Consider the following 24184-nt stretch of genomic DNA (forward strand, 5'->3'; position numbering starts at 1 on the left):
GTAAACCGCTGGAGGTCATGGCGCACCGGCGCGCCTGCTACAGCGGCAGCGGCGCCTGCGCCGGATCGATCCGCCCTTCGCCGCGGGTGATCTTCTTGAACTCGGCGCGGCTGACCGACACGTAGCGGTCGTTGCCGCCGATCTCCACCTGCGGGCCGTCCTGCACCGCGTGCCCATGCTCGTCCACACGCACCGTCATCGTCGCCTTCTTGCCGCTGTGGCAGATGGTCTTGATCTCCTGCATCTCATCGGCCCAGGCCAGCAGGTACTGGCTGCCTTCGAACAGCTCGCCGCGGAAGTCGGTGCGCAGACCGTAGCACAGCACCGGAATGCGCAACTGGTCGACCACTTCGCTGAGCTGCCAGACCTGGGCGCGGGTCAGGAACTGCGCCTCGTCCACCAGCACGCAGCCCATCGGGCCGTTGGCTGCCAGATCCTGCTCGACCCAGCGCTGCAGGTCGGTATCGCGGTCGAAGGCCATGCCGTCCGCACGCAGGCCGATCCGCGAGGCGACCACGCCGGCGCCGGCACGATCGTCCAGGCGCGGGGTCAGGATCGCCACCCGCATGCCGCGCTCGCGGTAGTTGTGGGCGCTCTGCAGCAGGGTGGTGGTCTTGCCGGCGTTCATCGCCGAATAGTAGAAGTAGAGCTTGGCCATCGACGGATTGTACGCCGCAGCCCCGCTTCGCCGAAGCCGTTCAGCAACCCCACCGGCGGCCCGCTGTGGTCGTCACCCGGCCCCGCTACAATCCCCATCCCATGCACGGTCTCAATCCCCCCCAAGCCGCCGCCGTCCTGCACATCGAAGGTCCATTGCTGGTGCTCGCCGGCGCGGGCAGCGGCAAGACGCGTGTGATCGTGGAAAAGATCGCCCACCTGATCGGCTGCGGCCGCTATCCGGCGCGCCGCATCGCGGCGATCACCTTCACCAACAAGTCGGCCAAGGAAATGCGCGAGCGCGTGGCCAAGCGCCTGCGCGAGCAGGACGCCGACGAGGTGACCATCTGCACCTTCCATGCGCTGGGCCTGAAGTTCCTGCAGATCGAGCACGCGGCCGTTGGCCTGAAGCGCGGCTTCTCGATCTTCGATGCCGACGATGCCGCTGCGCAGATCAAGGACCTGATGTACGGGGCCAAGCCTGATGACATCGAGGACATGAAGAACCTGGTGTCGCGCGCGAAGAACGCCGGCCTGTCGCCCGAACAGGCGATGGCCGCCGCGCGCAGCAATCGCGAGAAGGAAGCGGCCAGCGTCTACGAGCGCTACCAGCTGCGCCTGACCGCGTTCAATGCGGTCGACTTCGATGATCTGATCCGTCTGCCGGTGCAGATCCTGGAAGAAAATCCGGAGATCGCGCTGGCCTGGCGCGAGCGCATCGGCTACCTGCTGGTGGACGAATGCCAGGACACCAACGATGCGCAGTACCGGCTGCTCAAGCAGCTGGCCGGCGACAAGGGCAACTTCACCTGCGTGGGTGACGATGACCAGTCGATCTATGCCTGGCGCGGCGCCAATCCGGAAAACCTGCAGCAGATGGGGCGCGACTATCCCACGCTGGAGATCATCAAGCTGGAGCAGAACTACCGCTGCTCCAACCGCGTGCTGCGCGCGGCCAATGCGCTGATCGCCAACAATCCGCACGAGCATCTGAAGAAGCTGTGGAGCGACCAGGCCGACGGCGAGCGCATCCGCGTGTGGGAGTGCCGCAACAGCGAGCACGAAGCGGAAAAGGTCGCTGCCGAGATCGCCTTCGTGGCGCAGTCGCGCAATGTGCCGTGGAGTGATTTCTGCATCCTGTTCCGCGGCAACTTCCAGTCGCGCCCGCTGGAAAAGGCGATGCAGCTGCTGCGCATTCCCTACCACCTGACCGGCGGCACCATGTTCCTGGAACGCCAGGAAGTGAAGGACACGCTGGCCTGGTTGCGGCTGCTGGTGAACCCCGACGACGACACCGCGTTCATGCGTGCGGTGCAGTCGCCCAAGCGCGACGTCGGTGCCGGCACGCTGGCCAAGCTGGCCGAGCTGGCGCAGGAAAAGGACATGCCGATGGCACAGGCCGCCGAGGCGATCGGCGCCCTGCAGCAGTTGCCGCCGCGCGCGGCCAACAGCCTGGCGCGCTTCACCGACATCCTGCGTGACCTGCGTGCACAGACCCGGCAGGTCACTTCCGGCGACATGATCCGCAAGGTCGCCAAGGAATCCGGCCTGCTCAGCGAGCTGCGCCAGCAGGCCAAGGAAGAGGCCAGCTACCAGCGTCGCGCCAACAACATCGAGGAACTGGCGCAGTGGTTCGAGGGTGGCCCACGTGGTGCTACCGCCGCCGACCTGGCCGGCCAGCTGGCGCTGCTGTCGCGCAGCGACAAGGACGAGGGCGGCAACCAGGTGCGCATGATGACCATGCATGCTTCCAAGGGCCTGGAATTCCCGTACGTGTTCATCGTCGGCTGCGAGGATGGCGTGCTGCCGCACCAGGTCAGCCTGGACGAGGGCAACCTGCAGGAAGAGCGGCGCCTGCTGTACGTGGGCATCACCCGCGCCAAGATCCAGCTGTGGATGAGCTACAGCAAGCTGACCCGCAAGTTCGGCGAGCACGTGCGGTTGAAGCCGAGCCGGTTCTTCGAGGAGATTCCGGCGGAGGAGATCCAGCGCGATGGTGCTGATCCGGTGGCCGATGCGGTGCGCAAGAAGGAACGGGCGAGTGCGGGGTTGGCGGCGATCGAGGCGCTGTTCGATTGAGGATCGAAAAGCCACTAAAGTGGTATTCCAATCCGTCCGATTGACGCTTCTGGCCTTGAGCCTGCATCAGGTTAAGGCCTAGTGTGAGCGCACCCGAAGTGCGCGCCGTGTCCTTCATAGTGTCCAACGATATCCCTGCTGTTCTCACCCGTACCTTCCTCGGGCTGGGCCTGGTCCTGCTTGTTTCAGCGCTTCTGGCCTACGTTGGGGCCAGGCGCTTCCTCGATGCGGCGGTCATTGCCGATGGCAGGATCACCCATGTGGATGCCGTCAGCGTAGATCGCGGTGGTTCGCGCACTTCAGGGGTGAAGTTCCTGTACTGGGTGGACTTCACTACCAGCAGCGGGCAAGTGATGCGGTTCTTCGCAGGTCGTACCCGCCATCGTGCCTACATGACGGGCGATCATGTAGATGTGCTGTACCTGCCGGACCGCCCGGACAAGGCCCTGGTGCGTTCGCTCTCATCACCCTGGGGCCTGAGCGTCATACTGGGAGTGACCGGCGGCCCATTCTTGCTGGGGGTGGGACTTCTGCACCTGCCGCAGGCGGCGAGGGCATGGCGGCGCAGGCAGCTCCTTCGCCACGGGACACGGGTGCAAGCCAAGGTCCGGGCGATCAAGCGCGATCGCGGAGTATTTTCGGGGGGAAGGCATCCGTTCGTCATCGTCTGCGCCTGGCGCGATCCTGAAACCACTCGATGGCATGTCTTCCACAGCGCGTATCTCTGGGCCGATCCCCGTGCACAGGTGAGTGGGCGTGAACTGGATGTCCATGTCATGCCGGGCAATCCGCGCTACTACCATGTCGATATCTCCTTCATTCGATCAGCGCCGGCACCTGCACGCTGATCGATCAACCCGGCCAGCACCATGCCACCCTCCTCAGATGTTTTTTGCTGTTTTCTTTGCCGTGGGCCTGCTGATCCTTCTGGCCGCCGCCTGGCTGTTCGTGGACGTCCAGCGTTTCGCGCGCAAGGCCGTTTCCGTAACCGGAACGGTGGTGGCCGTCCAGGCAGAGGATGCCCGGTCGGAAATGGAGGGGATGCCCGCACGTGACATCACCCTGCATCGCCCGGTGGTGAGGTTCCAGACCGCACAGGGCAGATGATTCAGTTCACCGCGTCCTTTGCTACCGGGGCACCACTGTACGTGGTCGGCGAACAGGTACAGGTGCTATATCCCGGCGGCATGCCTTCCAAGGCTCGTATCCAGCACCCGGGATTGCGCTGGGGCGCACCGCTGCTGTTGGCGCTGATGGGCATGGGGTTCTGCCTGATCGCCGCATGCGTCCATCGCCTGTGCGTGCGCTACTGGCCGATCCTGTTCGGCCAGCGTGACGGGGCATGTGGCTAGGCTGGGCATCGTAGTGGCCCACTTGGCCTGAGCGTGCTGCACGGCGGGCGCTGGCGTTGCAAAATCGAGGTATTCCTTCCGGAGCCCACCCATGCATCCCATCGAAAGCGAACGCCTGCGGCTGCGCCGCCTGGAACCAGACCGGGATGCTGCGCCGATGCTGGCATTGCTCAATGATCCAGGCTTCGTGCGCTTCATTGGGGACCGCAACGTGCGCAGCGAGGAGCAGGCGCGTGAGTACATCGCGCTGCGGGTGCTGCACAGCTACGCGTTGAACGGGTTCGGCATGTATGCCATCGAGCGTTTGGCCGATGGCGCGTGGCTGGGCAATGCCGGGCTGGTGTGGCGTGATGGCCTGCCGGGGCCGGATATTGGTTATGCGGTGCTGTCCGAATTCGCCGGGCAGGGCTATGCCGGTGAGGCGGCGCGGGCGGTGTTCGCGCATGCGCGCGCTGAGCTGGGCCTGCAGGATCTGTACGGCATCACCGATCTGGACAACGTGGTGTCCGGGAAGATCCTGCTGGGCCTGGGCATGCAGGAGCGCGGGGTGATCCAGTTGCCGGGCATCGAAACGCCCAGCCGGCTGTACGCCACCTTGGGTGCGGCTGACGTCGGGTAGTGCCGGCCGCTGGCCGGCACAGCAGCAGCTGACGGTGGGTGCCGACCGTTGGTCGGCAGGATCCAGATGCAGTGCCGACCAACGGTCGGCACCCACCATCAGCCGCGCAGTTCGGCCAGCTGCGCCTGCAGCTCGGCCACGGCCGCTTCCAGCTGGGCCACGCGCTCGGCCAGGCCCGGATCGGCCGCGTCGCTGCCACCGCCGCTGCTGGCGTATTTGGCCGCGAGCGCCGCGCCGTCCACTTCACCGCACAGCAGGTGCATGTAGCGGTCTTCGCGCTGGCCGCTGGCGCGCGGCAGCACCACCAGCAGCGCGCGCTGCTGCAGGCGCTCGATGGCATGGCGGGCCTCGTCGATGTCGGCGAAGCGGTGCAGGCGCTCGCTGCGCGTGACCAGTTCGCCCAGGGTCTGCGGCCCACGCAGCAGCAGCATCGCCAGCAGAACGGTCTGCTGCCGGGTCAGGTCCAGCGCGGCCTGCAGGCGGTGCTCGTAACGGTCTGCACGGGAGGAGAAGTGCTGGCGGGCCAGGCCCAGTGTTTCCAGCTGGCGCAGCGCGTGCTGCACGCTGCCGGCATCGACGTTCATCACCGGCTCGCGGGCGGTCTTCTGGTTGGCGGCCGATTGGGCGGCGTTGACCGTCAGCGGATAGGTGTCCGGGGTGGTTGCCTCCTTCTCCACCAGGCAGCCCAGCAGGCGGGCCTGCACGGCGTCGAGCAGGGGGACGTCGGGGGTCTGGGTGGAATCGGTCATGGCGGCCTCCGGAAGGGCAACGGGTCAACCGCCAAGCATAGCCGTCCCGGGACCGCCTTTGCCGGTAAAATGCGCCGGTATATCTGATTGCCGGTGAATCCATGCGTCGTCCCGTTTCCCTGTCCCTGACCCTGCTCGCCACCGCGGCACTGGGCCTGTCCGCCTGCAAGCGCGTGGATGCGCCTGCCGCCGAAGCCGCTGCACCGGAGGCCCCGGCCGCCGCTGCCAAGGCCGACGGCGCGCTCGATGCCACTGCCAACGACAATCTCAATGCGGTGCTGTGGATGCAGCGCGCGCAGGAGTACAAGGCGATCACCGAACAGACCTACCGTGCCGCCGCCGACCACCTGGATGCCGCGCTGAAGGAAGCCCACTGGGATGCGCTGGTGCCGGAAGAACGCGGCAACGAGGCCAAGGGCCTGAAGCCGGCCGTGGTGCTGGACGTGGATGAGACCGTGCTGGACAACTCGCCCTACCAGGCGCGCCTGGTGCGCGACGGCAAGGAATACGACGAGCTGACCTGGGACCAGTGGGTGGCCGAAAAGAAGGCCAAGGCCATTCCGGGCGTGGTTGATTTCGCCAAGGCCGCCAACGCCAAGGGCGTGACCCTGCTGTACATCTCCAACCGCGCCGTGCACCTGAAGGACGCAACCCTGGCCAACCTGCGCGAGCAGGGCCTGCCGGTGGCCGATGACAGCGTGTTCCTGGGCCTGGGCACCGTGGTCGAAGGCTGCGAGCAGGCCGGCAGCGAGAAGAACTGCCGCCGCCGCCTGGCCGGGCAGAAATACCGCGTGCTGATGCAGTTCGGCGACCAGCTGGGCGATTTCGTCGAAGTGACCGCCAACACCAACGACGGTCGTGACGCGCTGCTGCAGCAGTACCACGACTGGTTCGGCGAGCGCTGGTGGATGCTGCCGAACCCGACCTACGGCGGCTTCGAGCCGGCGCAGTTCAACAACGACTACAGCCAGTCGCGCCAGGCCCGTCACGACGCCAAGCGCGCTGCGCTGGACTACGCACCGTGAGCCGCGCGCCGCTGCCGCTGCGCGATGACGAGCGCCTGATCTTCGCGCTGGACGTGCCTGACCGCGTGCAGGCGCTGGAGTGGGTCGACCGCCTCGGCGACAGCGTGGCGTTCTACAAGATCGGCATGGAACTGCTCGCCTCCGGCGAGTACTTCCAGGTGCTGGACGAGCTGGCCCGCCGCGACAAGCGCGTGTTCGTCGACCTGAAGTTCTTCGACATCCCGGCCACCGCCGCGGCGGTGATCAAGCGCCTGTCGCAGTGGCCGGTCAGCTACGCCACCATCCACGGCTGGCACCCGGCGATGATGGAAGCCTGCGCCGCCGCCAACAGCAGCGACATGCGCCTGCTGGCGGTGACCGTGCTGACCTCGATGGGCCGCCCGGACCTGGCGCAGATGGGCATCGACCGTGAGCCGGTGGACGTGGTGGTCGAGCGCGCGCTGGCCGCGCAGGCGGCCGGTATCGATGGCGTGATCGCCTCGGGCCAGGAAGCCGGCCCGATCCGCGCCGCTACCGGCGCCGGGTTCTCGATCGTCTGCCCGGGCATCCGCCCCGGTGGCCCGGTCGGCGATGACCAGAAGCGTACCGTTGGCGTGGCCCAGGCCTTTGCCGATGGCGCCGATGCCATCGTGGTCGGTCGCCCGATCCGCCTGGCCGCCGATCCGCAGGCCGCGGCGCGGGCCATCCAGCAGGAAATCGCGTCGGCGTTGGCTGCACGCTGAGATTCCGCTGTGCAGTCTGCAGGCCCGAACGCCATCCCGACCCGCGCGGGATGGCGTTTTTGCATCCGCCGAAGGACCGGTTGTGCCCGAATCGCCGCAAAACCTGCCGTAGATTTCATGGCCCCGGCGCAAGGCATCAGGCTAATCAATAAAATCAATGATTTATATGACATTACGTGAAGTGTTGCCTTAACTTGAGCGGCAGCGTAGGATCGCCGCCATCCGGTCCTCGGACCGGACATGTGCCACAACACTGTCCACCGGCCCTGCGCCGGCTTGAAGAGCCTGTGATCCTCGTGATCCCGGCTCTTTTTTTATTCCGATCAGTGACTTGCACAAGCAACCGCGGAAACCGTGACGTCCCGGCTTGCCGCTGTCACCTTGCAGGCCGCAAGATGCGGACCGGTCCGGGGAGTCCGAGTGCATGAGCGTGGCAGTGCGAGGAAGGTCTGCGCGTGGATGGGGGCTGGCAGCCATGCTGTTGCTGGCCGTGGCCGCCTGCCGTGAATCGGTCAACGATCCGGCCAAGCCGGCGGCCGAGCCGGTCGCGGCGGTGCAGGCGATGGCCCTGCGCCTGGCCGAGGACGATCTGGTCGGCTATGCAAAGCTGTCGGTTCCCCCCAGCCAGTACCAGCGCCTGCAGCAGGCCTGGGCCGAGGGCCATAGCCAGTGGCCGCTGACTGAACTGCCACTGGGCGACCAGCTGCTGCCGATGCTGGCCGCACTGCGCACGCCCAATGCCGGTGCCGAACTGCAGCGCAGCTTCGATCGCCAGCTGGCTGGTCAGGCCAGCGCCGTACGCCAGGCCGCGCAGTCGATGGGCAACTTCGGCGTGCAGTACCTGCGCCACCAGAAGGGCTATACGCCCGGCCAGCAGGCCCATTACATCGCCCTGGTCGAAACCCTCGCCAGCTGGGCGCAGGGCGCGCCGATCAGTGACCGTGCGCGTGCACGCAGCACGATCGCCGCGCTGGTGGGCGCCGCCGGCAAGGTCGGCTTCGATGACGAGGCCGGCCTGCAGGCCGCGGGCATGGAAGGCAGCCTGCAGCAGCTGGCGCCGTTCATCCACACCCTCAAGGCGGTGCTGGGCAGCTACGGGTTGGGCGTGGATGACGCGCTGCGCAGCGTGCGGGGCGAACTGCTGTCGGTGGAAGGTGACAACGCCCTGGTACGCCTGCACTACGACCTCGCCGGTCGCGAGATGACCCTGCAGCTGCCGCTGAGCCGCCGCGAGGGCCATTGGTACCTGACCCGCACCCTGGCCGATACCGACGCGCTGCTGCGCAAGGCCGATGCGGCCCGCGCCGCTGCGTCGCCGTCACCGGCTGAAGCCCCCGCCGAGGGTGGGGAAGCGGCAACGCCGCCGCCTAAGCCATAATGGCGCCGATGTCGAAACAGAACCCGCTGCCGTTCCCCGGCGAAGAATCCCAGTCGACGCCCGCCGATACGGTGCCGGCGTCCCCCTCGACCGGTACCGGCCCGAACCCGGTACCGCCGCCCGCGCACGCGCGTCCGGCTGGCCGCCGCCCGCTGTGGGCTCGCCTGCTCGGCCGCCTGGTCGAGCCGTGGCTGTCGCTGAAGATCGAACCGGAAGACCCGGGCCAGTACAACGATGGCCGCCCGGTCATGTACGTGCTGGAAGACTACGGCCTGTCCAATGCGCTGATCCTGGACAAGGCCTGCCGCCAGGCCGGCCTGCCATCGCCGCTGGTGCCGCTGGCCGGTGACCCGACCGGGCGCAAGCGCGCCTACCTGGCGCTGTCGCGGCGCAGCTCCAGCAATTCGCTGATCCCCGAGCAGCGCGGCGCCAAGACCCACTCCGATTCGCTGGCCAAGGTCCTGCAGGCACATCGCGTGCGCGATGACCTGGACGTGCACCTGGTGCCGGTGTCGATCTTCGTCGGTCGCGCGCCAGACAAGCAGAGCGGCTGGTTCGCCGTGCTGTTCTCGGAAAACTGGGCGCTGGTCGGCCGCTTCCGCCGCCTGCTGGCGGTGCTGCTCAACGGCCGCAGCACCATCGTCCGCTTTGCCCCGCCGATCTCGCTGCGCAGCACCGTGGACGAAGGCCTGGAGCCGGAGCGTACGGTGCGCAAGCTGCAGCGCGTGCTGCGTACCCATTTCCGCCGCATCCGTGAATCGGTGATCGGCCCCGACCTGTCGACGCGGCGCCTGCTGGTCGACCAGGTGCTGGCGGCCGAACCGGTGCGCGAAGCGATCGCCGCACAGGCCAAGCGCGACAATTCGAAGCCGGCCGATGCCTGGAAGAAGGCGCACGCCTACGCCTGGGAAATCGCCGCGGACTATTCCAGCCCGGTGGTGCGTTCGGCCAGCTTCATGCTCAGCCACGTGTGGAACCGCATCTATGCGGGCGTGCTGGTGCACCACCTGGACAAGTTCAAGGCCGCCGCGCCGGGCCACGAAGTGGTCTACGTGCCCAGCCACCGCAGCCACATGGACTACCTGCTGCTGTCCTACCTGCTGTACGACCGTGGCATCGTGCCGCCGCACATCGTGGCCGGCATCAACCTGAACCTGCCGGTGGTCGGCACCCTGCTGCGCAAGGGCGGTGCGTTCTTCATCCGCCGCTCGATCCGTGGCAACGCGCTGTACTCGGCGGTGCTCAGCGAATACGTCGCGCAGCTGGTGGCCGGTGGCTACTCGCTGGAGTACTTCGTCGAAGGCGGCCGCTCGCGTACCGGCCGACTGCTGCAGCCCAAGGGCGGCATGATCTCGATGACGCTGCGCGCGTTCCTGCGCCAGCCGCGCAAGCCGGTGCTGTTCCAGCCCATCTACATTGGCTACGAGAAGCTGATGGAGGGCGGCAGCTACCTGGACGAACTGTCCGGCCGGCCGAAGGAAAAGGAATCGATCTGGTCGCTGCTGTGGGGCATCCCCAAGGTGCTCAAGCAGAACTACGGCCAGGTGGTGGTGAACTTCGGCGAACCTATCGCACTGAACGACGTGCTCGCCGAGAAGGCGCCGGAGTGGAAGGGTGAGGCCGTCTCCGAGGACGAGAAGCCGGCGTGGCTGTCGACCACGGTGGATACGCTGGCCGAACGCATCCAGGTGCGCATCAACGGCGCCGCCGACGTCAACCCGATCAACCTGCTGGCGCTGGCCCTGCTGTCCACGCCGAAGCATGCGATGGGCGAGGCCGACCTGATCGCGCAGATCGAGCTGTGCAAGACCCTGCTGGTCGAGATGCCGTACTCGGACCGGGTGACGGTGACCCCGCACTCGCCGGAGCGGATCATCGCCCACGCCGAGGAAATCAACGTCCTCACCCGCATCAAGCACCCGCTGGGCGATGTGCTCAGCGTCAGCGGCGACACCGCGGTGCTGCTCAGCTACTTCCGCAACAACGTGGTGCACCTGTTCACCGCCTCGTCGTGGGTGGCCTGCTGCTTCCAGAACAACCGCCGCATGAGCCGCACCGGCCTGGTCCAGCTGGGCCGTACGGTGTACCCGTTCCTGCAGGCGGAGCTGTTCCTGCCGTGGAGCGAGGACGAGTTCGCCCAGCGCATCGACCGGACCATCGACGTGTTCGTGCGCGAAGGCCTGCTGCAGAACGTCAACGATGACGATGGCGGCATCCTGGCGCGCAACACCGGGCAGACCGACGAGGTGTTCCGCCTGCGTGCGATCGGCCATTCGCTGCAGCAGGCGTTCGAGCGCTATTACATCGCCATCTCGGTGCTGGTGAAGAACGGCCCGGGCGTGCTCGGCGCGGCCGAGCTGGAAAGCCTGTGCCAGCAGGCCGCGCAGCGGCTGAGCCTGCTCTACGCACCGGCGGCACCGGAGTTCTTCGACAAGTCCCTGTTCCGTGGTTTCATCCAGAAGCTGCGCGAGCTGCGCCTGGTGTGGCCGGACGAGAACAGCAAGCTGCTGTTCGACGAACGCCTGGACGCCTGGGCCAAGGATGCCAAGTTCATCCTCGGCCGCGAGCTGCGCCACACCATCGAAAGGGTCAGCCCGGAAGCGGCCCGCCCGGACGAGCCTGCGCCGCAGGATTGAAGGCAGCGCCCGGCGATGCCCGGCGAACGGCATGCCAACCAAGGTTGGCATCTACCGGGGCTAAGCAGTAGATCCACGCCATGCGTGGATGGACCACCGCTCAGGCCGGTTCGTCGGGAATCTGCAGGCTTTCCAGCCTGGCGATGCAGTCCTTCAGCTGCAGCTTGCGCCGCTTCAGGCGCTTGGCTTCCAGCTCGTCCTCGCCATTGGCGGCCATGCGGGTGATCTGTTCATCCAGCAGGCGGTGCTCGGCGCGCAGGGCGGCGAGGTGCTCGACGATCTCGGCGGGGCTGTAGGTGTCCACAGCCTCCGAGCATACACAGCGATGATGACTGCCGGGAGAGGGGAATCCCGACCCCCGGCCGTGGCCGCTCCGAGCCGTTAGAATGGAACCCATGAGTGCCGTGATTTCCCTTCCCGATCCCCAGCCGCGCGCCGCCCGTGATCCGCGCGTGGCCGAGCGCGAGCAGCACAAGCTGGCCAAGCGCCTGCGCCGCCAGGTCGGCGAGGCGATTGCCGACTTCGGCATGATCGAGGCCGGCGACAAGGTCATGGTCTGCCTGTCCGGCGGCAAGGACAGCTACACCCTGCTGGACGTGCTGCTGCAGCTGCAGAAGAAGGCGCCGGTGCCGTTCGAGCTGGTGGCGGTGAACCTGGACCAGAAGCAGCCGGACTTCCCCGAGCACGTGCTGCCGGAGTATCTGGCCGGGCTGGGCGTGCCGTACCACATCATCGAGCAGGACACCTATTCGGTGGTCAGCCGGGTCATTCCGGAAGGCAAGACCATGTGTTCGCTGTGCTCGCGGTTGCGTCGTGGCGCGCTGTACAACTACGCCGAGACCCACGGTTTCACCAAGATCGCGCTGGGCCATCACCGTGACGACATGGTGGCCACGTTCTTCATGAACCTGTTCCACCACGCCAAGCTGTCGGGCATGCCGCCGAAGCTGCGCAGCGATGACGGCAAGCACGTGGTGATCCGGCCGCTGGCCTACGTGCGCGAAAGCGACATCGTCGAGTACGCACAGGCCCGCCAGTTCCCGATCATTCCCTGCAACCTGTGCGGCAGCCAGGAGAACCTGCAGCGCCGCCAGGTCGGCCTGATGCTGAAGCAGTGGGAAAAGGACCACCCGGGCCGCATCGAGCAGATCGCGCGTGCCATGGGCGAAGTCCGGCCCTCGCAGCTGGCCGACACCACCCTGTTCGACTTCATGGCGCTGGGCCGTCGCGACGACGCGCCGCTGCCCGACGCCCATGCCTGGCTGGCCGGTTCCCCGGCCGACGCCGACGCAGATCCCGAGACGCCCACCGTTTAAGGTCGGTCGCCCTTCCTCTTTGCCATCCGGAATTCCATGTTCTTTCGCAACCTGACGTTCTTCCGTTTCCCGACCACCACCGATTTTTCCGAAGTCGACACCCTGCTGCCGCACGCCCTGCTGAAGCCGGTCGGCGCACTGGAAATGAATTCGCGCGGCTTCATCTCGCCGTTCGGCCGCGAGGAGAAGGAACTGCTCTCCCACCGCATCGCCGAACATCTGTGGCTGACCGTGGGCGGCGAGGACAAGATCCTGCCGGCGGCGGTGGTCAACGACCTGCTCGAGCGCAAGCTGGAGGAGATCGAGGAGAAGGAAGGCCGCCGCCCGGGTGGCCGCGAGCGCAAGCGCATGAAGGACGACCTGCTGCATGAACTGCTGCCGCGCGCCTTCGTGAAGTCCTCGCGCAACGACGCCTTCATCGACCTGCAGCACGGCTACGTGGCGGTGGATACCTCCAGCCGCAAGACCGGCGAGTACTTCATGTCCGACATCCGCGGCCTGCTCGGCAGCTTCCCGGCGATGCCGCTGAATGCCGAAGTCGCACCGCGTTCGATCCTGACCGGCTGGATCGCCGGCGAGCCGCTGCCGACCGGGCTGAGCCTGGGCGAAGAGTGCGAGATGAAGGACCCGGTGGAAGGTGGCGCGGTGGTCAAGTGCCAGCACCAGGAACTGCGCTGCGACGAGATCGACAAGCACCTGGACGCCGGCAAGCAGGTGACCAAGCTGGCGCTGATCTTCGAAGACAACCTGTCCTTCGTGATCGGCGACGACCTGATCGTGCGCAAGCTGAAGTTCCTCGACGGCGCCCTGGACCAGCTGGAGCATGCCGACGAAGACGGCCGCCGCGCCGAGTTCGACGCCCGCTTCGCCCTGCAGAGCGCCGAGATCCGCCGCCTGTTCCTGTTGCTGGAAGAAGCCTTCAAGCTCAGCAAGGCTGACTGAACAGGCAGCCCGACGGCCGCCGGTCATCCGGCGGCCCGAAGCGGCGCTATGCTGGGCGCATGAGCCGTCTGCTGCGCCGCCTGATCAGCCCGACCCCGCCCGCCACCGTACAGCGCGACACCGTTCGCCTGCGCCTGGAGGATGCCGAGATCGAGGTGCTGCGCGTGCGCGATCCACGTGCGCGCCGCATCAAGCTGAGCGTGGACGAGCGCGGCGCACGCTTGACCCTGCCGCCGCGCGCAAGCCTGGTGATGGGCGAACGCTTCCTGGAACAGCACCGCGACTGGCTGGCATTGCAGCTGCGCCAGTACCAGGGCCAGGGCCTGCCGGCACCGCTGCAGCCCGGCGAAGACGGTGTGCTGCCACTGCGCGGCGAACTGCTGCCGCTGCGCTGGCAGGAAGGCCGCTACGCGCGGCTGGAGATCGACGCGCACGGCGCCTGCGTGCAGTGGCCGACCCGCGGCGGTGATGCCACCCTGCGCCGCCTGCTGCGCGAGTTCTACGAAGCCCAGACCCGCGCCGACGTCGGCCGCTGGCTGCCGAAGTACCTGCCCACCCTGCCGCGCGCACCCAGCCGCCTGCGTCTGAAGGTGATGTCCTCGCAATGGGGCTCACTTGCCCCGGACGGCAGCATGGCACTGGACCTGGCCCTGGTGCTGGGCCGATCCGAGGCGTTCGAGTACGTGCTGGTGCACGAACTCTGCCACCTGATCCAGCCGAATCACTCACCCGCGTTCTGGCATGAAGTGGAACAACGCTTCCCCGCCTGGCGCGAACAGCGCGATTACTTCCAGCTCGAAGGGCGCCGCTTGAAAGCTATGCTTCGGCAACTGCTGTAGCGCCAGCGCTACAGCAGTTGCCCACGCATTCTTCCTCTACCCCCGCCTTCGGCGCGCCCCTTCAACAGAAGGGGCTTCACTCCAGACCGCGTGCTGAGCAGTCGAGCAAGCTCGACGCTACAGAAGCGCACACAGCGCGCGACCCGCTTCCGCTCTTGCTCTTCTTTCTCTCTTCCGTGGCTGGACACGCACGGAAACTGTCTGAGGCCGGGCGGGTGAGCCATGCAGGGGCGTTGGCGCCATGGAGGGCGCCATCGAGCTTACAAGGGTGAAGGCGCTTTGCTTGCGAAGCACTGCTTCGCAAGCGCCTGAACGCACAGCCGCCAGCGGCTGGGCCGGGCCCCGGAGGGGGACTTGCAGCGACCCCTGCGCAATCCACCCCACCCGGCCAAGCACGGCTTCTGATCTGAACGACCCACCACGAGGGGCTCAGCCGTTGGCCGAAACCCTCATCCCGCCCGCAGCGCCGCCGCGGTCGCCCACCGCGCCGCCACCCGCGGCGCCGTGATGCACACCGCCTGATCGGTCACTGTCGTCACCGCGCGCTCCAGCAGCTGGATATCCGCCTCATGCTGGCGCGCCACATGCGGATCCTCGAAGAAGATCGCGCGCTGGCAACGCCCCTCCAGCACCCGGTCGGCAATCTGCGCATCACCGCCCATCGGACCGCTCTGGTAGCGCGTCACCCACGGCGTATCACGCGGCCAGCCCCGGCTCCAGGCCAGCTCGTTCAAACGCTGGCCGGTGGTCCCGGTGGCCACCCGCTCACCGAACCGGGCCAGCACATCGAAGTGCTCATCGGCGAAGGCCAGCATCGCCGGCTTCATCGCATCGTGCGCGATCAGCGCCAGCGTCTGGCCTTCGAACGCATGCAGGTCGTCGGCGCCGGCATCAGCTGCCAGCCCGGCGTGGACGCGCTCCACCTCCACCCAGTCGCGTGCGGTGGCTACGGTCGAAATGAACGGCTTGCCGTGGATCACGCACTGCCGCTTGAGCGCGGTTGCTTCCGGAAACACCGAGGATGGATCGACCGGGTCGATCAGGTAGATCGCGCCATCCAGTGTCCGATCCGGACCCATGCCAACGACTTCGGCGACCAGCTTCATCAGGCCACCCTCGCGTCCGTAGGGATAACGGTGCAGGCCCGCGTACCCGGTCAGGAAGCCCTGCCGTTCGATCGCGTCATGGGTGCGGCCGACCGCATGCAGCGACACGCCCAGCTCGCGCAGGCCGGCCTCGCTGCTGCGCAGCCAACGGAACAGCGCAGCGCGCGCGTCGTGGTGATGAAGACGGTTGGCAGCCAGGCCGATGCGCATCGAACGCTCCGCAGGTACGGGTGAAGGCGGCAGTGTATGTCGGCATTCCCCCATCTGGATGCTTTTACAACTTTCTTCATTGCCGTCGGCCCGCGCGTCGATAGCGTGGCAGGCAGCGGTACCGCAGCGCGGCCGTTCCTTCCGCCCGCGAGATGAGGATGCCTACCGTGAATGTCGCCGGCTTCCCGGCAGCCATTGCTGTCATGGCCAGCCTGCTGCTGCCTGCCGCGGCCTCCGCCACGGGCTGCAGCACACCGCTGCGCATCGCCTGGCCGTCCGACCGTGCTCCTTTGTCGTCCAGCGAACAGGGCGAAGCCCGGGGGCTTGGCGCGGCGTACCTGAAGCTGCTGGGCGGGCAACGGCCACTGCAGCTGTTGCCCGTGCCGGCCACCAGCGTGGACCGGGACGAGCTGCCGGCCGGCACCCAGGCGCTGCTGGGATGGCCACGCTCGCAACTGCCTGCCGGATGGGTGGTCAGCACGCCCTACCTGCAGCTGCCACAGGTGATCGTGCGCCGGGAGGATGCGCCGCCGGTGCTGGGCCTGGAAGATCTACGTGGACGCATTGTGGCCAGCCCCAGCCGGGTGCCGCTGCAGGGGCTGCTGGCCGAGCAGGCAGCGGGTGCACAGCTGCTGCCACCGGCAGCGCTGGACGATGCACTCCCGCTGCTGGGCACCGGATTGATCGATGCGGTGGTCGCCAACCTCGGCGACGTCGAGGCGGCGTTGCGCCGCTACCAGGGCGATGCACTGCTGATCGCCGCGCCGGCCGGTTTCGATGATGCCCTGGTGCTGGCGACCACGCCCGCCTGCGCCGATGTCATCGCCGGCTTCGAACAGGCGCTGTCGCAGCTGACCGATACCGAGCGCGATCAGATCCGCGCGGCCTGGCTGCCGGACCGGCCGCGCAACGCTCCGTCATCGTCGCCCCTGCGCTGGCTGGTGCCGGCCTCGCTGATCCTGCTCGCCCTGGCGCTGGTCCATGCCTTCGGCTACTGGCGGGTCCATCGCGAGAGCGTGCGCCGCCGAGGGGTGGAGCAGCGCCTGCAGGAGGTGACCGCGAACCTGCCGGCGGTGGTCTACCAGGCGCGTCGTTCGGCGGGCGGCCACTACAGCTTTCCGCAGATCGCCGGGGACGTGCAGGCCCTGTTCGGAATCAGCGTGGAGACCGCGCGGATCGATCACCAGCGGTTGTTGGCCGCGGTCCACCCGGATGACCGCAACCAGGTGATGGCCTGCGTCGAGATGGCTGCATTGGCGCGTGGCCCGATCGATGTCACCTTCCGCACCCGCTCGCCACAGGGCTGGCGATGGGTGCGCTCGCATGGGCGGCCGTTGTCCTGCGACGACAGCGACGTCGAGTGGAGCGGCTACTGGATCGACGTCAGTGAGGTGCAGTCACGTACCCGCGCGCTGGCCGAAGCGCGCCGCGAGGCCGAGCAGGCGGCACAGGCCAAGGCGCACTTCCTGGCAACGATGAGCCACGAGATCCGCACCCCGATGAGCACGCTGCTGGGCATGCTTGAACGGCTGGCGGGCAGCAGGCTGGAGGCGCGCCAGCAGCAGGTGCTGGCCACCGTCGATGATGCCGCGCGGATGCTGCGGCAGATCCTCGACGATGTACTGCACAGCCAACGCCTGGAGGGCGCACCACTGCAGCTGCGGCCCACCGACCTGGCGGCACTGGTGCGCGCGGTGCAGCAGCTGCTGATGCCGGTGGCCGCCAGCCGAGGCCTGCACCTGCAGGTGGTGCTTGATCCGGAGATGCAGCCGGGATCGCTGGCCGATGGCCTGCGCCTGCGCCAGATCCTGTTCAACCTGGCCGGCAACGCGTTGAAGTTCACCCGGCACGGCCACGTGGAACTGCAGGTGCAGGTACTGCAGCAACGCGACTGGGGCCAGCGGCTGCGCCTGCAGGTAAGCGACAGCGGCGTGGGCATCAGCGAGGAGCGCCAGCAGGCGGTGTTCGCTGCCTATACCCAGGCGGAGCGCTCGACCACGCGGCGCTTCGGCGGCAGTGGGCTGGGCCTGGCGATCTGCCGCGAGCTGGCGATCTCGATGGGGGCGGAGCTGCAGCTGCGCAGCTCACCCGGGAAGGGCACCACGGTGTGGCTGGATCTGGACCTGGATGCCTGTGAGGCACCCGTGGCCGCGCCCGCGGCGGCGGTTGCGGACGAGCGTCCATTGCCGGCGGCGCGCGTGCTGATGGCTGAAGACCATCCCACCAACCTGCATCTGCTGGAGCAGCACCTGTGTGCGCTCGGGCTGCAGGTCCACGCCTGTACCGATGGACGGTCGGCGCTTGAAGCATGGCAGGCGCAGCCGTTCGACCTGGTCATCACCGACTGCCACATGCCGGGCATGGATGGCTTCGCGCTGGCACGGGCGATCCGTGCCGATGCCTGCCCGGCGCGTGCGCAGGCGCCGATCATCGCGCTCACCGCCAGCGTGATGGAAAGCACCCGCGAAGCCTGTCGTGCGGCTGGCATCGACCACTTCCTGGCCAAGCCCGTAGAGCCGCACGCACTGCGGGCACTGCTGGCGGCACTGCTGGTACCGGACTCAGTGGGCCAGTAGCCGCACGATGCTGGCGGCGGCATCGCGGCCTTCGGCCACGGCGGTCACCACCAGGTCTGCACCGCGTACCGCGTCGCCACCGGCGAACAGGCGTGGATGCGCGGTCTGGAACGGCAGGCGGTCCTTGCCGCCGGCCACGATGCGGCCGTTGGACTGGCCTTCCACGCCCAGCTCGGCCAGCCACGCCGGCACGCTCGGCGAGAAGCCGAAGGCGATGATCACCACGTCCGCTTCCAGCAGCGATTCACTGCCTTCGATCGGCACGGCGTTCTGGCGGCCGTTGGCATCGGGCTCGCCCAGCCGGGTTTCCACCACGGTCACGCCGATCACTTCATCGTCGGCGCCGGCTTCGATCGACAGCGGCTGCCGGTTGAACAGGAAGCGCACGCCTTCTTCGCGGGCATTGGCCACTTCGCGCGCGCTGCCGGGCATGTTGGCTTCGTCGCGGCGATAGGCACAGGTGACCTTGGCCGCGCCCAGGCGCACCGCGCTGCGCACGCAGTCCATGCCGGTATCGCCGCCACCGAGCACCACCACGCGCTTGCCGTTGAGGTCGGGCAGGGCAATGGTGTCTTCCCAGCCGGCAATCGGCCGGCCCTTCGGATCATCGCCGCCAACGATGCGGCTGTTCTGCACCAGGAACGGCAGGGCCGGCAGCACGCCCTTCAGGTCCTGGCCGTCGAGGCCACCATCGGTGTAGCGGTAGGCGCCGGTGCCGACGAACACCGCGTCGTGGCTGTCCAGCAGCTGCTGCACGCTCAGGTCACGGCCGATCTCCACGCCGAGGCGGAACTGCACGCCCATGCCCTCCAGCACTTCGCGGCGGCGGTGGATCACGTCCTTGTCCAGCTTGAAGCTGGGAATGCCGAACTGCAGCAGGCCGCCGATCTGCTCATAGCGGTCGTAGACCACCGCGGCAATGCCGGCGCGGGCGAGGCGATCGGCGCAGGCCAGGCCGGCCGGACCGGCGCCGATCACCGCTACGCTGTGGCCGCTGGACTGCACCGCGCCCAGATCCGGGCGCCAGCCGCTGGCCAGCGCGGTATCGACGATGTACTTCTCCACCGCACCGATGGTGACCGCGCCGAACTCCTCCAGCGTGCAGCTGCCCTCGCACAGGCGATCCTGCGGGCAGACCCGGCCGCACACTTCCGGCAGCGGGTTGGTGCTGTGGCACAGCGTGGCGGCTTCATGGATGCGGTTCTCCTGCACCAGCTGCAGCCACTGCGGAATGGCGTTGTGCACCGGGCACTTCCAGCTGCAGTAGGGGTTGCCGCAGTCCAGGCAGCGGCCGGCCTGGTACTGGGCGTCCTCCTTGCCGAACTTGCCATACAGCTCGCCCCAGTCGCCGGACGTACGCAGTTCCACCGGAATGCGCTGCGGCATGGTGCGGGGCAGGTCGAGGAACTGGAAGGCGTGCTTGCGGCTCATGGCGGGCTCTGGAATGCGGGGGGGAACGTTGCCGGCCAGCGGCCGGCACTACGTGATCCTGGGATGCCGGCCAGCGGCCGGCACTACCGTTACGCGGCGCGTCGCAGGGTTTCGGTCAGCGACTCGATGCTGGCGGCCTTCGGTTTGACCAGCCAGAACTTGCCGATGTAGTCGCGGAACTCGTCCAGGATCTGCTGCGCCCAGATGCTGCCGGTCAGCTCGCGATGGCGGCCGATCAGGCGGTGCAGGTGCTGGCGGTAGTTCTCGAAGCCTTCGGCGGAGACGCGATGGATGTCGATCAGCTCGTGGTTGTAGCGGTCGACGAAATCGCGGTCGACGTCCAGCACGTAGGCCAGGCCACCGGTGAAACCGGCACCGAAGTTCAGGCCGACCTTGCCCAGCACCAGCACCACGCCATCAGTCATGTACTCGCAGCAGTGGTCACCGGCGCCTTCCACCACCGCCAGCGCGCCGGAATTGCGCACGGCGAAACGTTCGCCGGCACGACCGGCAGCGAACAGTTCACCGCCGGTGGCACCGTACAGGCAGGTGTTGCCGATGATCGCGGTGCTGCGTGCCTCGAAGCGGGCGCCGCGCGGCGGACGCACCACCAGGCGGCCGCCAGCCATGCCCTTGCCCACGTAGTCGTTGGCTTCGCCTTCCACTTCCAGGTGCAGGCCACCGACGTTGAACGCGCCGAAGCTCTGCCCGGCACTGCCGCGGAAACGCAGTTCCAGCGGCGCCTCGGCCATGCCCTGGTTGCCGTGTGCGCGTGCCACCGCACCGGCCAGGCGGGTGCCGATGCTGCGGTCGGTGTTGTGGATCAGGAAGCGGTGTTCGCCACCGCGCTTGTGTTCGATGGCCGGGGCCAGCAGGCCGTCCATCTGCGTGGCCAGGCTGTCCGGCGATTCGTACAGGCGCTGCGCGGCACAGTGACTGCCCTCGTAGCGGGCATCGGCCAGCAGGCGTGACAGGTCCACGCGCACGCCGTCGCGCGGCGCCGCCTCGATCTGTCGCAGCAGGTCGGTGCGGCCTACGATCTCCTCCAGCGAACGCGCACCCAGGTACGACAGCCAGCCACGCACTTCCTCGGCCAGCAGGCGGAAGAAGTTCTCCACGCGCTCGGGCTGGCCGGTGAAGTGGTTCTCGCGCAGGCGCTCATCCTGGGTGGCAACGCCGGTGGCGCAGTTGTTGAGGTGGCAGATGCGCAGGTACTTGCAGCCCAGCACGATCATCGGCGCGGTGCCGAAGCCGAAGCTGTCCGCGCCCAGCAGCGCGGCCTTGACTACGTCCAGGCCGGTCTTCAGGCCGCCGTCGGTCTGCAGCAGGGTACGCCCACGCAGGTCGTTGGCCAGCAGCGCCTGGTGCGCTTCGGCCACGCCCAGTTCCCACGGCACGCCGGCATAACGGATCGAGCTGACCGGCGACGCGCCGGTGCCGCCGTCATGGCCGGAGATGGTGATCAGGTCCGCACCGGCCTTGACCACGCCCGCGGCGATCGTACCCACGCCGGCATGGCTGACCAGCTTCACCGACACCAGCGCGGTCGGGTTGACCTGCTTGAGGTCGTAGATCAGCTGCGCCAGGTCTTCGATCGAATAGATGTCGTGGTGCGGCGGCGGCGAGATCAGGCCGATCCCAGGCCGGGCATAGCGCAGGCGCGCGATCAGTTCGTTCACCTTGTGGCCCGGCAACTGGCCGCCCTCGCCGGGCTTGGCGCCCTGCGCGACCTTGATCTGCAGCACTTCGGCGTTGACCAGGTATTCGGCGGTGACGCCGAAGCGGCCCGAGGCGACCTGCTTGATCTTGCTGCGCTTTGCGGTGCCATAGCGGGCGGGATCCTCACCGCCTTCGCCGGAATTGCTGCGGCCGCCGAGGCGGTTCATGGCAATGGCCAATGCTTCATGTGCTTCCGGCGACAGTGCGCCCAGGCTGATCGCCGCGGTATCGAAGCGCGGGAACAGGGTACTGGCCGGAGCCACCTCGTCCAGCGCTACCGGCGTGGCCGCCGGCACCAGTTCCAGCAGGTCGCGCAGCGCCGACGGCGGCCGTGCATGCACGGCATCGCAGTACTGCTGCCAGGCACGCGGGTCACCGCTGCGCGCCGCGCGCTGCAGGGTGGTCACCACGTCCGGGTTGTACATGTGGTACTCGCCGCCGTGCACGTACTTCAGCAGGCCGCCGACATCCACGTCCTGCTGCGCGTCCCAGGCCTGCGCGCACAGCTCGCGTGCGTCGGCATCCAGGCGCGCGAAACCGGCACCACCGATGCGCGAAGCGGTATCCGGGAAGCACAGGTCCACGACTTCCGGTTCCAGGCCGATGATCTCGAACAGCTGCGCGCCGCGGTAGCTGGCCACGGTACAGATGCCCATCTTCGAGATGATCTTCGACAGGCCCTTGTAGACGCCCTTGCGGTAGCGGCGGCCGATCTGCGACTGCTCACCGCCCTTGCTGAGCTTGAGGATGCCGCGTCGGCCCAGGTCGAACAGGGTCTGGTAGGCCAGGTACGGGTACACCGCGGTAGCGCCGAAGCCGAGCAGGCAGGCCATGTGGTGCGGGTCGCGCGCGGTGCCGGTCTCGACGATGAGATTCACGTCGCAGCGCAGGCCCAGCCGCGAGAGGTGGTGGTGGATGGCGCTGGTGGCGAGCAGGGCATGCACCATCGGCCGCCCGGCCACCGGGTAGCGGTCGGACAGCAGCAGCATCACCATACCCTCGCGCGCGGCCTGTTCGGCCTCGGCACAGATACGCTCGATGCCGGCGCGCAGGCCCTCGTCTTCGCTGTAGGACAGGTCCAGCAGGCGGTTGGCCTGCACGTACTGGTCCATCTTCAGCAGCTGGCGCAGCTTGCGCTGGCTCAGTACCGGCGAGTTGAGGATGACGTGGTTCACCGTCTCCGGGCCGGCGTGGAAGATGTTGGTCTCCCTGCCGAGCTGGGTGGACAGCGACATCGCACAGTCTTCGCGCAGCGGATCGATCGGCGGGTTGGTGACCTGCGCGAACGCCTGGCGGAAATAGTCGTACAGCGGGCGGCTGCGCTGGCTCAGCACCGCCATCGGCGTGTCGTCGCCCATCGAGCCGGTGGCTTCCTGCTCGGTCTCGGCCAGCGGCCGCAGCACCTGTTCCACTTCCTCGCTGCTGAGCTGGTAGAGCTTGTGGTAGCTGCGCAGCGTGCCTTCGTCGAAGGGTTCCTCCACCAGCGAGGGATCGATCAGTTCGGTCTGCAGGTAGGTCACGCCCTGCTGCAGCCATTGCTTGTACGGCGCACGACCGCGGTTGATGCGATCCACCGCATCGGAGTCGAGCAGGTCACCGCGCTTGAGATCGATGGCCACCATTTCGCCGGGGCCGAGCTTGCCCTTGCGCACCACGCGCTCGGTCGGCACTTCCCATACGCCCGCTTCGGAGGCGACTAGGAAATGGCGGTCGGCGGTCAGCATCCAGCGCGCCGGGCGCAGGCCGTTGCGGTCGAGGGTACATACGGCGTAGCGGCTGTCACAGGCAACGATGCCGGCCGGGCCGTCCCACGGCTCGCTGTTGAGGCCGTGGAATTCGTAGAACGCGGCCAGGTCCGGGTCCTTGAATTCCAGCGACTGGGTGGCCGGCGGCACCAGGATGCGCAGCGCCTGGATCAGCTCCATGCCACCGGCCACCATCAGCTCCAGCATGTTGTCCAGGCTCTGCGAATCGGAGCCATGCATGGAGATGACCGGGTCGAATTCACCGATGTCGAAGCGCGGTGTCTTCCACACCTTGCTGCGCGCCTGCGCCCAACGCCGGTTGCCTTCAATGGTGTTGATCTCGCCGTTGTGGGCGAGCATGCGGAACGGGTGCGCCAGCGGCCAGCGCGGCAGCGTGTTGGTGGAGAAGCGCTGGTGGAACACGATCGCGCTGGAGGCCAGCTCGCGGCGCTGCAGGTCCGGGAAGAAACGGCTGAGCTTGTCCGGCAGCACCATGCCCTTGTAGCTGATCGCATCCGGGGTGAGGGTGGTGACGTAGAAGTCGGCGTGTTCGCGCAGCTGCTGTTCGCTGCGGCGACGGGCCAGGAACAGCGCCAGCGCGAAGCCGACATCGTCCTGGCCGATGCCGGCGTCGACGAACACCTGCTCGATGCCCGGCAGCGTGTCGCGCGCCAGTTGGCCGCAGACGCTGTCATCGGTGGGCACCTCACGCCAGCCGGCGACCTTGCAGCCCACCGCTTCCACCTGCGCCTGCAGCTGCGCGCGGCAGGCCTGCGCCGCGTCGGCGTCGTGCGGCAGGAACACCAGGCCGGCGGCGAAACGCGCAGCGACCGCGATGCCGGCTTCGCTGGCCAGCAGTTTCAGGAACGCATCGGGGCGGCGCAGCAGCAGGCCGCAGCCATCGCCGGTCAGGCCATCTGCGGCGACACCGCCACGGTGGGTCATGCGCGAAAGCGCTGCGATGGCGGTATCAACCAACAGGCGCGATGGTTGATCGTCGAGCTGGGCGACCATGCCAAATCCACAGGCATCGCGCTCGGAGCGCGGGTCGTAAAGCCCTTGGCGGTTGCGGGGGGCCATCTC

At 67.7% G+C, this 24184-nt stretch carries 19 protein-coding genes; 13 read left to right on the plus strand and 6 right to left on the minus strand.

What is annotated here, in order from left to right:
- Positions 1 to 37: 37 nt before the first annotated feature.
- Positions 38 to 658 (minus strand): thymidine kinase, encoded by a 621-nt coding sequence (locus ACZK5G_RS00240; protein ID WP_008264720.1) that lies wholly within the window; start codon positions 656 to 658, stop codon positions 38 to 40.
- Positions 659 to 759: 101 nt separating this feature from the next.
- Here ACZK5G_RS00240 and ACZK5G_RS00245 point away from each other — a divergent pair, with 101 nt between their 5' ends.
- The 5 genes from ACZK5G_RS00245 (at position 760) to ACZK5G_RS00265 (ending at position 4707) form a co-directional block, all read left to right on the plus strand.
- Positions 760 to 2736: a UvrD-helicase domain-containing protein gene (locus ACZK5G_RS00245; RefSeq protein WP_110710649.1), complete on the plus strand. Its 1977-nt coding sequence runs from the start codon at positions 760 to 762 to the stop codon at positions 2734 to 2736.
- Between the two features lie 83 nt (positions 2737 to 2819).
- Positions 2820 to 3584, plus strand: a complete 765-nt coding sequence (locus ACZK5G_RS00250) for a DUF3592 domain-containing protein (RefSeq protein ID WP_071228643.1) — start codon at positions 2820 to 2822, stop codon at positions 3582 to 3584.
- Between the two features lie 37 nt (positions 3585 to 3621).
- Complete coding sequence (locus ACZK5G_RS00255) at positions 3622 to 3843, plus strand: DUF3592 domain-containing protein (RefSeq protein WP_336684552.1); 222 nt, start codon at positions 3622 to 3624, stop codon at positions 3841 to 3843.
- Positions 3840 to 4088, plus strand: a complete 249-nt coding sequence (locus ACZK5G_RS00260; RefSeq protein WP_336684551.1) for a DUF3592 domain-containing protein — start codon at positions 3840 to 3842, stop codon at positions 4086 to 4088. Before ACZK5G_RS00255 ends, ACZK5G_RS00260 begins: the two co-directional genes overlap by 4 nt.
- 91 nt (positions 4089 to 4179) lie before the next feature.
- The gene (locus ACZK5G_RS00265; protein WP_478464916.1) at positions 4180 to 4707 is read left to right on the plus strand and encodes a GNAT family N-acetyltransferase; all 528 of its coding nucleotides are present in this window, start codon (positions 4180 to 4182) and stop codon (positions 4705 to 4707) included.
- A gap of 98 nt (positions 4708 to 4805) precedes the next feature.
- On the opposite strand, the gene ACZK5G_RS00270 is transcribed toward ACZK5G_RS00265, so the two are convergent.
- Positions 4806 to 5456 (minus strand): YceH family protein, encoded by a 651-nt coding sequence (locus ACZK5G_RS00270; protein ID WP_478464918.1) that lies wholly within the window; start codon positions 5454 to 5456, stop codon positions 4806 to 4808.
- A gap of 101 nt (positions 5457 to 5557) precedes the next feature.
- On the opposite strand from ACZK5G_RS00270, the gene ACZK5G_RS00275 reads away from it, so the two are divergent.
- The 4 genes from ACZK5G_RS00275 (at position 5558) to plsB (ending at position 11217) form a co-directional block, all read left to right on the plus strand.
- Complete coding sequence (locus ACZK5G_RS00275) at positions 5558 to 6481, plus strand: 5'-nucleotidase, lipoprotein e(P4) family (protein ID WP_032128687.1); 924 nt, start codon at positions 5558 to 5560, stop codon at positions 6479 to 6481.
- Positions 6478 to 7203, plus strand: a complete 726-nt coding sequence (pyrF, locus tag ACZK5G_RS00280) for an orotidine-5'-phosphate decarboxylase (RefSeq protein WP_071228639.1) — start codon at positions 6478 to 6480, stop codon at positions 7201 to 7203. Before ACZK5G_RS00275 ends, pyrF begins: the two co-directional genes overlap by 4 nt.
- Before the next feature lie 424 nt (positions 7204 to 7627).
- Complete coding sequence (locus tag ACZK5G_RS00285; protein WP_478464919.1) at positions 7628 to 8581, plus strand: hypothetical protein; 954 nt, start codon at positions 7628 to 7630, stop codon at positions 8579 to 8581.
- Entirely contained in the window at positions 8581 to 11217 is a 2637-nt protein-coding gene (gene plsB, locus ACZK5G_RS00290) for a glycerol-3-phosphate 1-O-acyltransferase PlsB (protein WP_032128690.1), read from the plus strand. Before ACZK5G_RS00285 ends, plsB begins: the two co-directional genes overlap by 1 nt.
- 100 nt (positions 11218 to 11317) lie before the next feature.
- On the opposite strand, the gene ACZK5G_RS00295 is transcribed toward plsB, so the two are convergent.
- Positions 11318 to 11521, minus strand: coding sequence for a YdcH family protein (locus ACZK5G_RS00295; protein WP_005421068.1), 204 nt, complete (start codon positions 11519 to 11521; stop codon positions 11318 to 11320).
- A 91-nt stretch (positions 11522 to 11612) separates the two neighbouring features.
- Here ACZK5G_RS00295 and ttcA point away from each other — a divergent pair, with 91 nt between their 5' ends.
- From ttcA to ACZK5G_RS00310, 3 genes are read left to right on the plus strand one after another with little or no spacing between them, the layout of a single operon-like run.
- Complete coding sequence (ttcA, locus tag ACZK5G_RS00300; RefSeq protein WP_180843176.1) at positions 11613 to 12533, plus strand: tRNA 2-thiocytidine(32) synthetase TtcA; 921 nt, start codon at positions 11613 to 11615, stop codon at positions 12531 to 12533.
- Positions 12534 to 12569: 36 nt separating this feature from the next.
- The gene (locus tag ACZK5G_RS00305) at positions 12570 to 13475 is read left to right on the plus strand and encodes a recombination-associated protein RdgC (RefSeq protein WP_005411825.1); all 906 of its coding nucleotides are present in this window, start codon (positions 12570 to 12572) and stop codon (positions 13473 to 13475) included.
- 59 nt (positions 13476 to 13534) lie between these two features.
- The gene (locus tag ACZK5G_RS00310) at positions 13535 to 14314 is read left to right on the plus strand and encodes a M48 family metallopeptidase (RefSeq protein ID WP_032128692.1); all 780 of its coding nucleotides are present in this window, start codon (positions 13535 to 13537) and stop codon (positions 14312 to 14314) included.
- Between the two features lie 449 nt (positions 14315 to 14763).
- Here the strand turns inward: ACZK5G_RS00310 and ACZK5G_RS00315 are convergent, their stop codons facing one another.
- On the minus strand, positions 14764 to 15630 hold the full coding sequence (locus tag ACZK5G_RS00315; RefSeq protein WP_032128693.1) for a methylglyoxal synthase: 867 nt from the start codon (positions 15628 to 15630) through the stop codon (positions 14764 to 14766).
- Between the two features lie 167 nt (positions 15631 to 15797).
- On the opposite strand from ACZK5G_RS00315, the gene ACZK5G_RS00320 reads away from it, so the two are divergent.
- Positions 15798 to 18206: an ATP-binding protein gene (locus tag ACZK5G_RS00320; RefSeq protein WP_478466553.1), complete on the plus strand. Its 2409-nt coding sequence runs from the start codon at positions 15798 to 15800 to the stop codon at positions 18204 to 18206.
- Here ACZK5G_RS00320 and ACZK5G_RS00325 read toward each other — a convergent pair.
- A complete protein-coding gene (locus tag ACZK5G_RS00325) occupies positions 18192 to 19637 on the minus strand; it encodes an FAD-dependent oxidoreductase (protein ID WP_478464921.1) in 1446 nt (481 codons plus the stop codon). The genes ACZK5G_RS00320 and ACZK5G_RS00325 overlap by 15 nt on opposite strands.
- 89 nt (positions 19638 to 19726) lie before the next feature.
- Positions 19727 to 24181 (minus strand): glutamate synthase large subunit, encoded by a 4455-nt coding sequence (gene gltB / locus ACZK5G_RS00330; RefSeq protein WP_478464923.1) that lies wholly within the window; start codon positions 24179 to 24181, stop codon positions 19727 to 19729.
- Positions 24182 to 24184 lie beyond the last annotated feature (3 nt).

It is taken from the genome of Stenotrophomonas sp. 62841_Sma (genome assembly GCF_056482945.1).

Excerpts from the sequence above, each read along its gene's own strand:
- ACZK5G_RS00240 (WP_008264720.1), bottom strand. The coding sequence starts at position 658 with ATGGCCAAGCTCTACTTCTACTATTCGGCGATGAACGCCGGCAAGACC.
- ACZK5G_RS00245 (WP_110710649.1), top strand. The coding sequence starts at position 760 with ATGCACGGTCTCAATCCCCCCCAAGCCGCCGCCGTCCTGCACATCGAA.
- ACZK5G_RS00255 (WP_336684552.1), top strand. The coding sequence starts at position 3,622 with ATGTTTTTTGCTGTTTTCTTTGCCGTGGGCCTGCTGATCCTTCTGGCC.
- ACZK5G_RS00260 (WP_336684551.1), top strand. The coding sequence starts at position 3,840 with ATGATTCAGTTCACCGCGTCCTTTGCTACCGGGGCACCACTGTACGTG.
- ACZK5G_RS00265 (WP_478464916.1), top strand. The coding sequence starts at position 4,180 with ATGCATCCCATCGAAAGCGAACGCCTGCGGCTGCGCCGCCTGGAACCA.
- ACZK5G_RS00270 (WP_478464918.1), bottom strand. The coding sequence starts at position 5,456 with ATGACCGATTCCACCCAGACCCCCGACGTCCCCCTGCTCGACGCCGTG.
- ACZK5G_RS00275 (WP_032128687.1), top strand. The coding sequence starts at position 5,558 with ATGCGTCGTCCCGTTTCCCTGTCCCTGACCCTGCTCGCCACCGCGGCA.
- ACZK5G_RS00285 (WP_478464919.1), top strand. The coding sequence starts at position 7,628 with ATGAGCGTGGCAGTGCGAGGAAGGTCTGCGCGTGGATGGGGGCTGGCA.
- plsB (WP_032128690.1), top strand. The coding sequence starts at position 8,581 with ATGGCGCCGATGTCGAAACAGAACCCGCTGCCGTTCCCCGGCGAAGAA.
- ttcA (WP_180843176.1), top strand. The coding sequence starts at position 11,613 with ATGAGTGCCGTGATTTCCCTTCCCGATCCCCAGCCGCGCGCCGCCCGT.
- ACZK5G_RS00305 (WP_005411825.1), top strand. The coding sequence starts at position 12,570 with ATGTTCTTTCGCAACCTGACGTTCTTCCGTTTCCCGACCACCACCGAT.
- ACZK5G_RS00310 (WP_032128692.1), top strand. The coding sequence starts at position 13,535 with ATGAGCCGTCTGCTGCGCCGCCTGATCAGCCCGACCCCGCCCGCCACC.
- ACZK5G_RS00315 (WP_032128693.1), bottom strand. The coding sequence starts at position 15,630 with ATGCGCATCGGCCTGGCTGCCAACCGTCTTCATCACCACGACGCGCGC.
- ACZK5G_RS00325 (WP_478464921.1), bottom strand. The coding sequence starts at position 19,637 with ATGAGCCGCAAGCACGCCTTCCAGTTCCTCGACCTGCCCCGCACCATG.
- gltB (WP_478464923.1), bottom strand. The coding sequence starts at position 24,181 with ATGGCCCCCCGCAACCGCCAAGGGCTTTACGACCCGCGCTCCGAGCGC.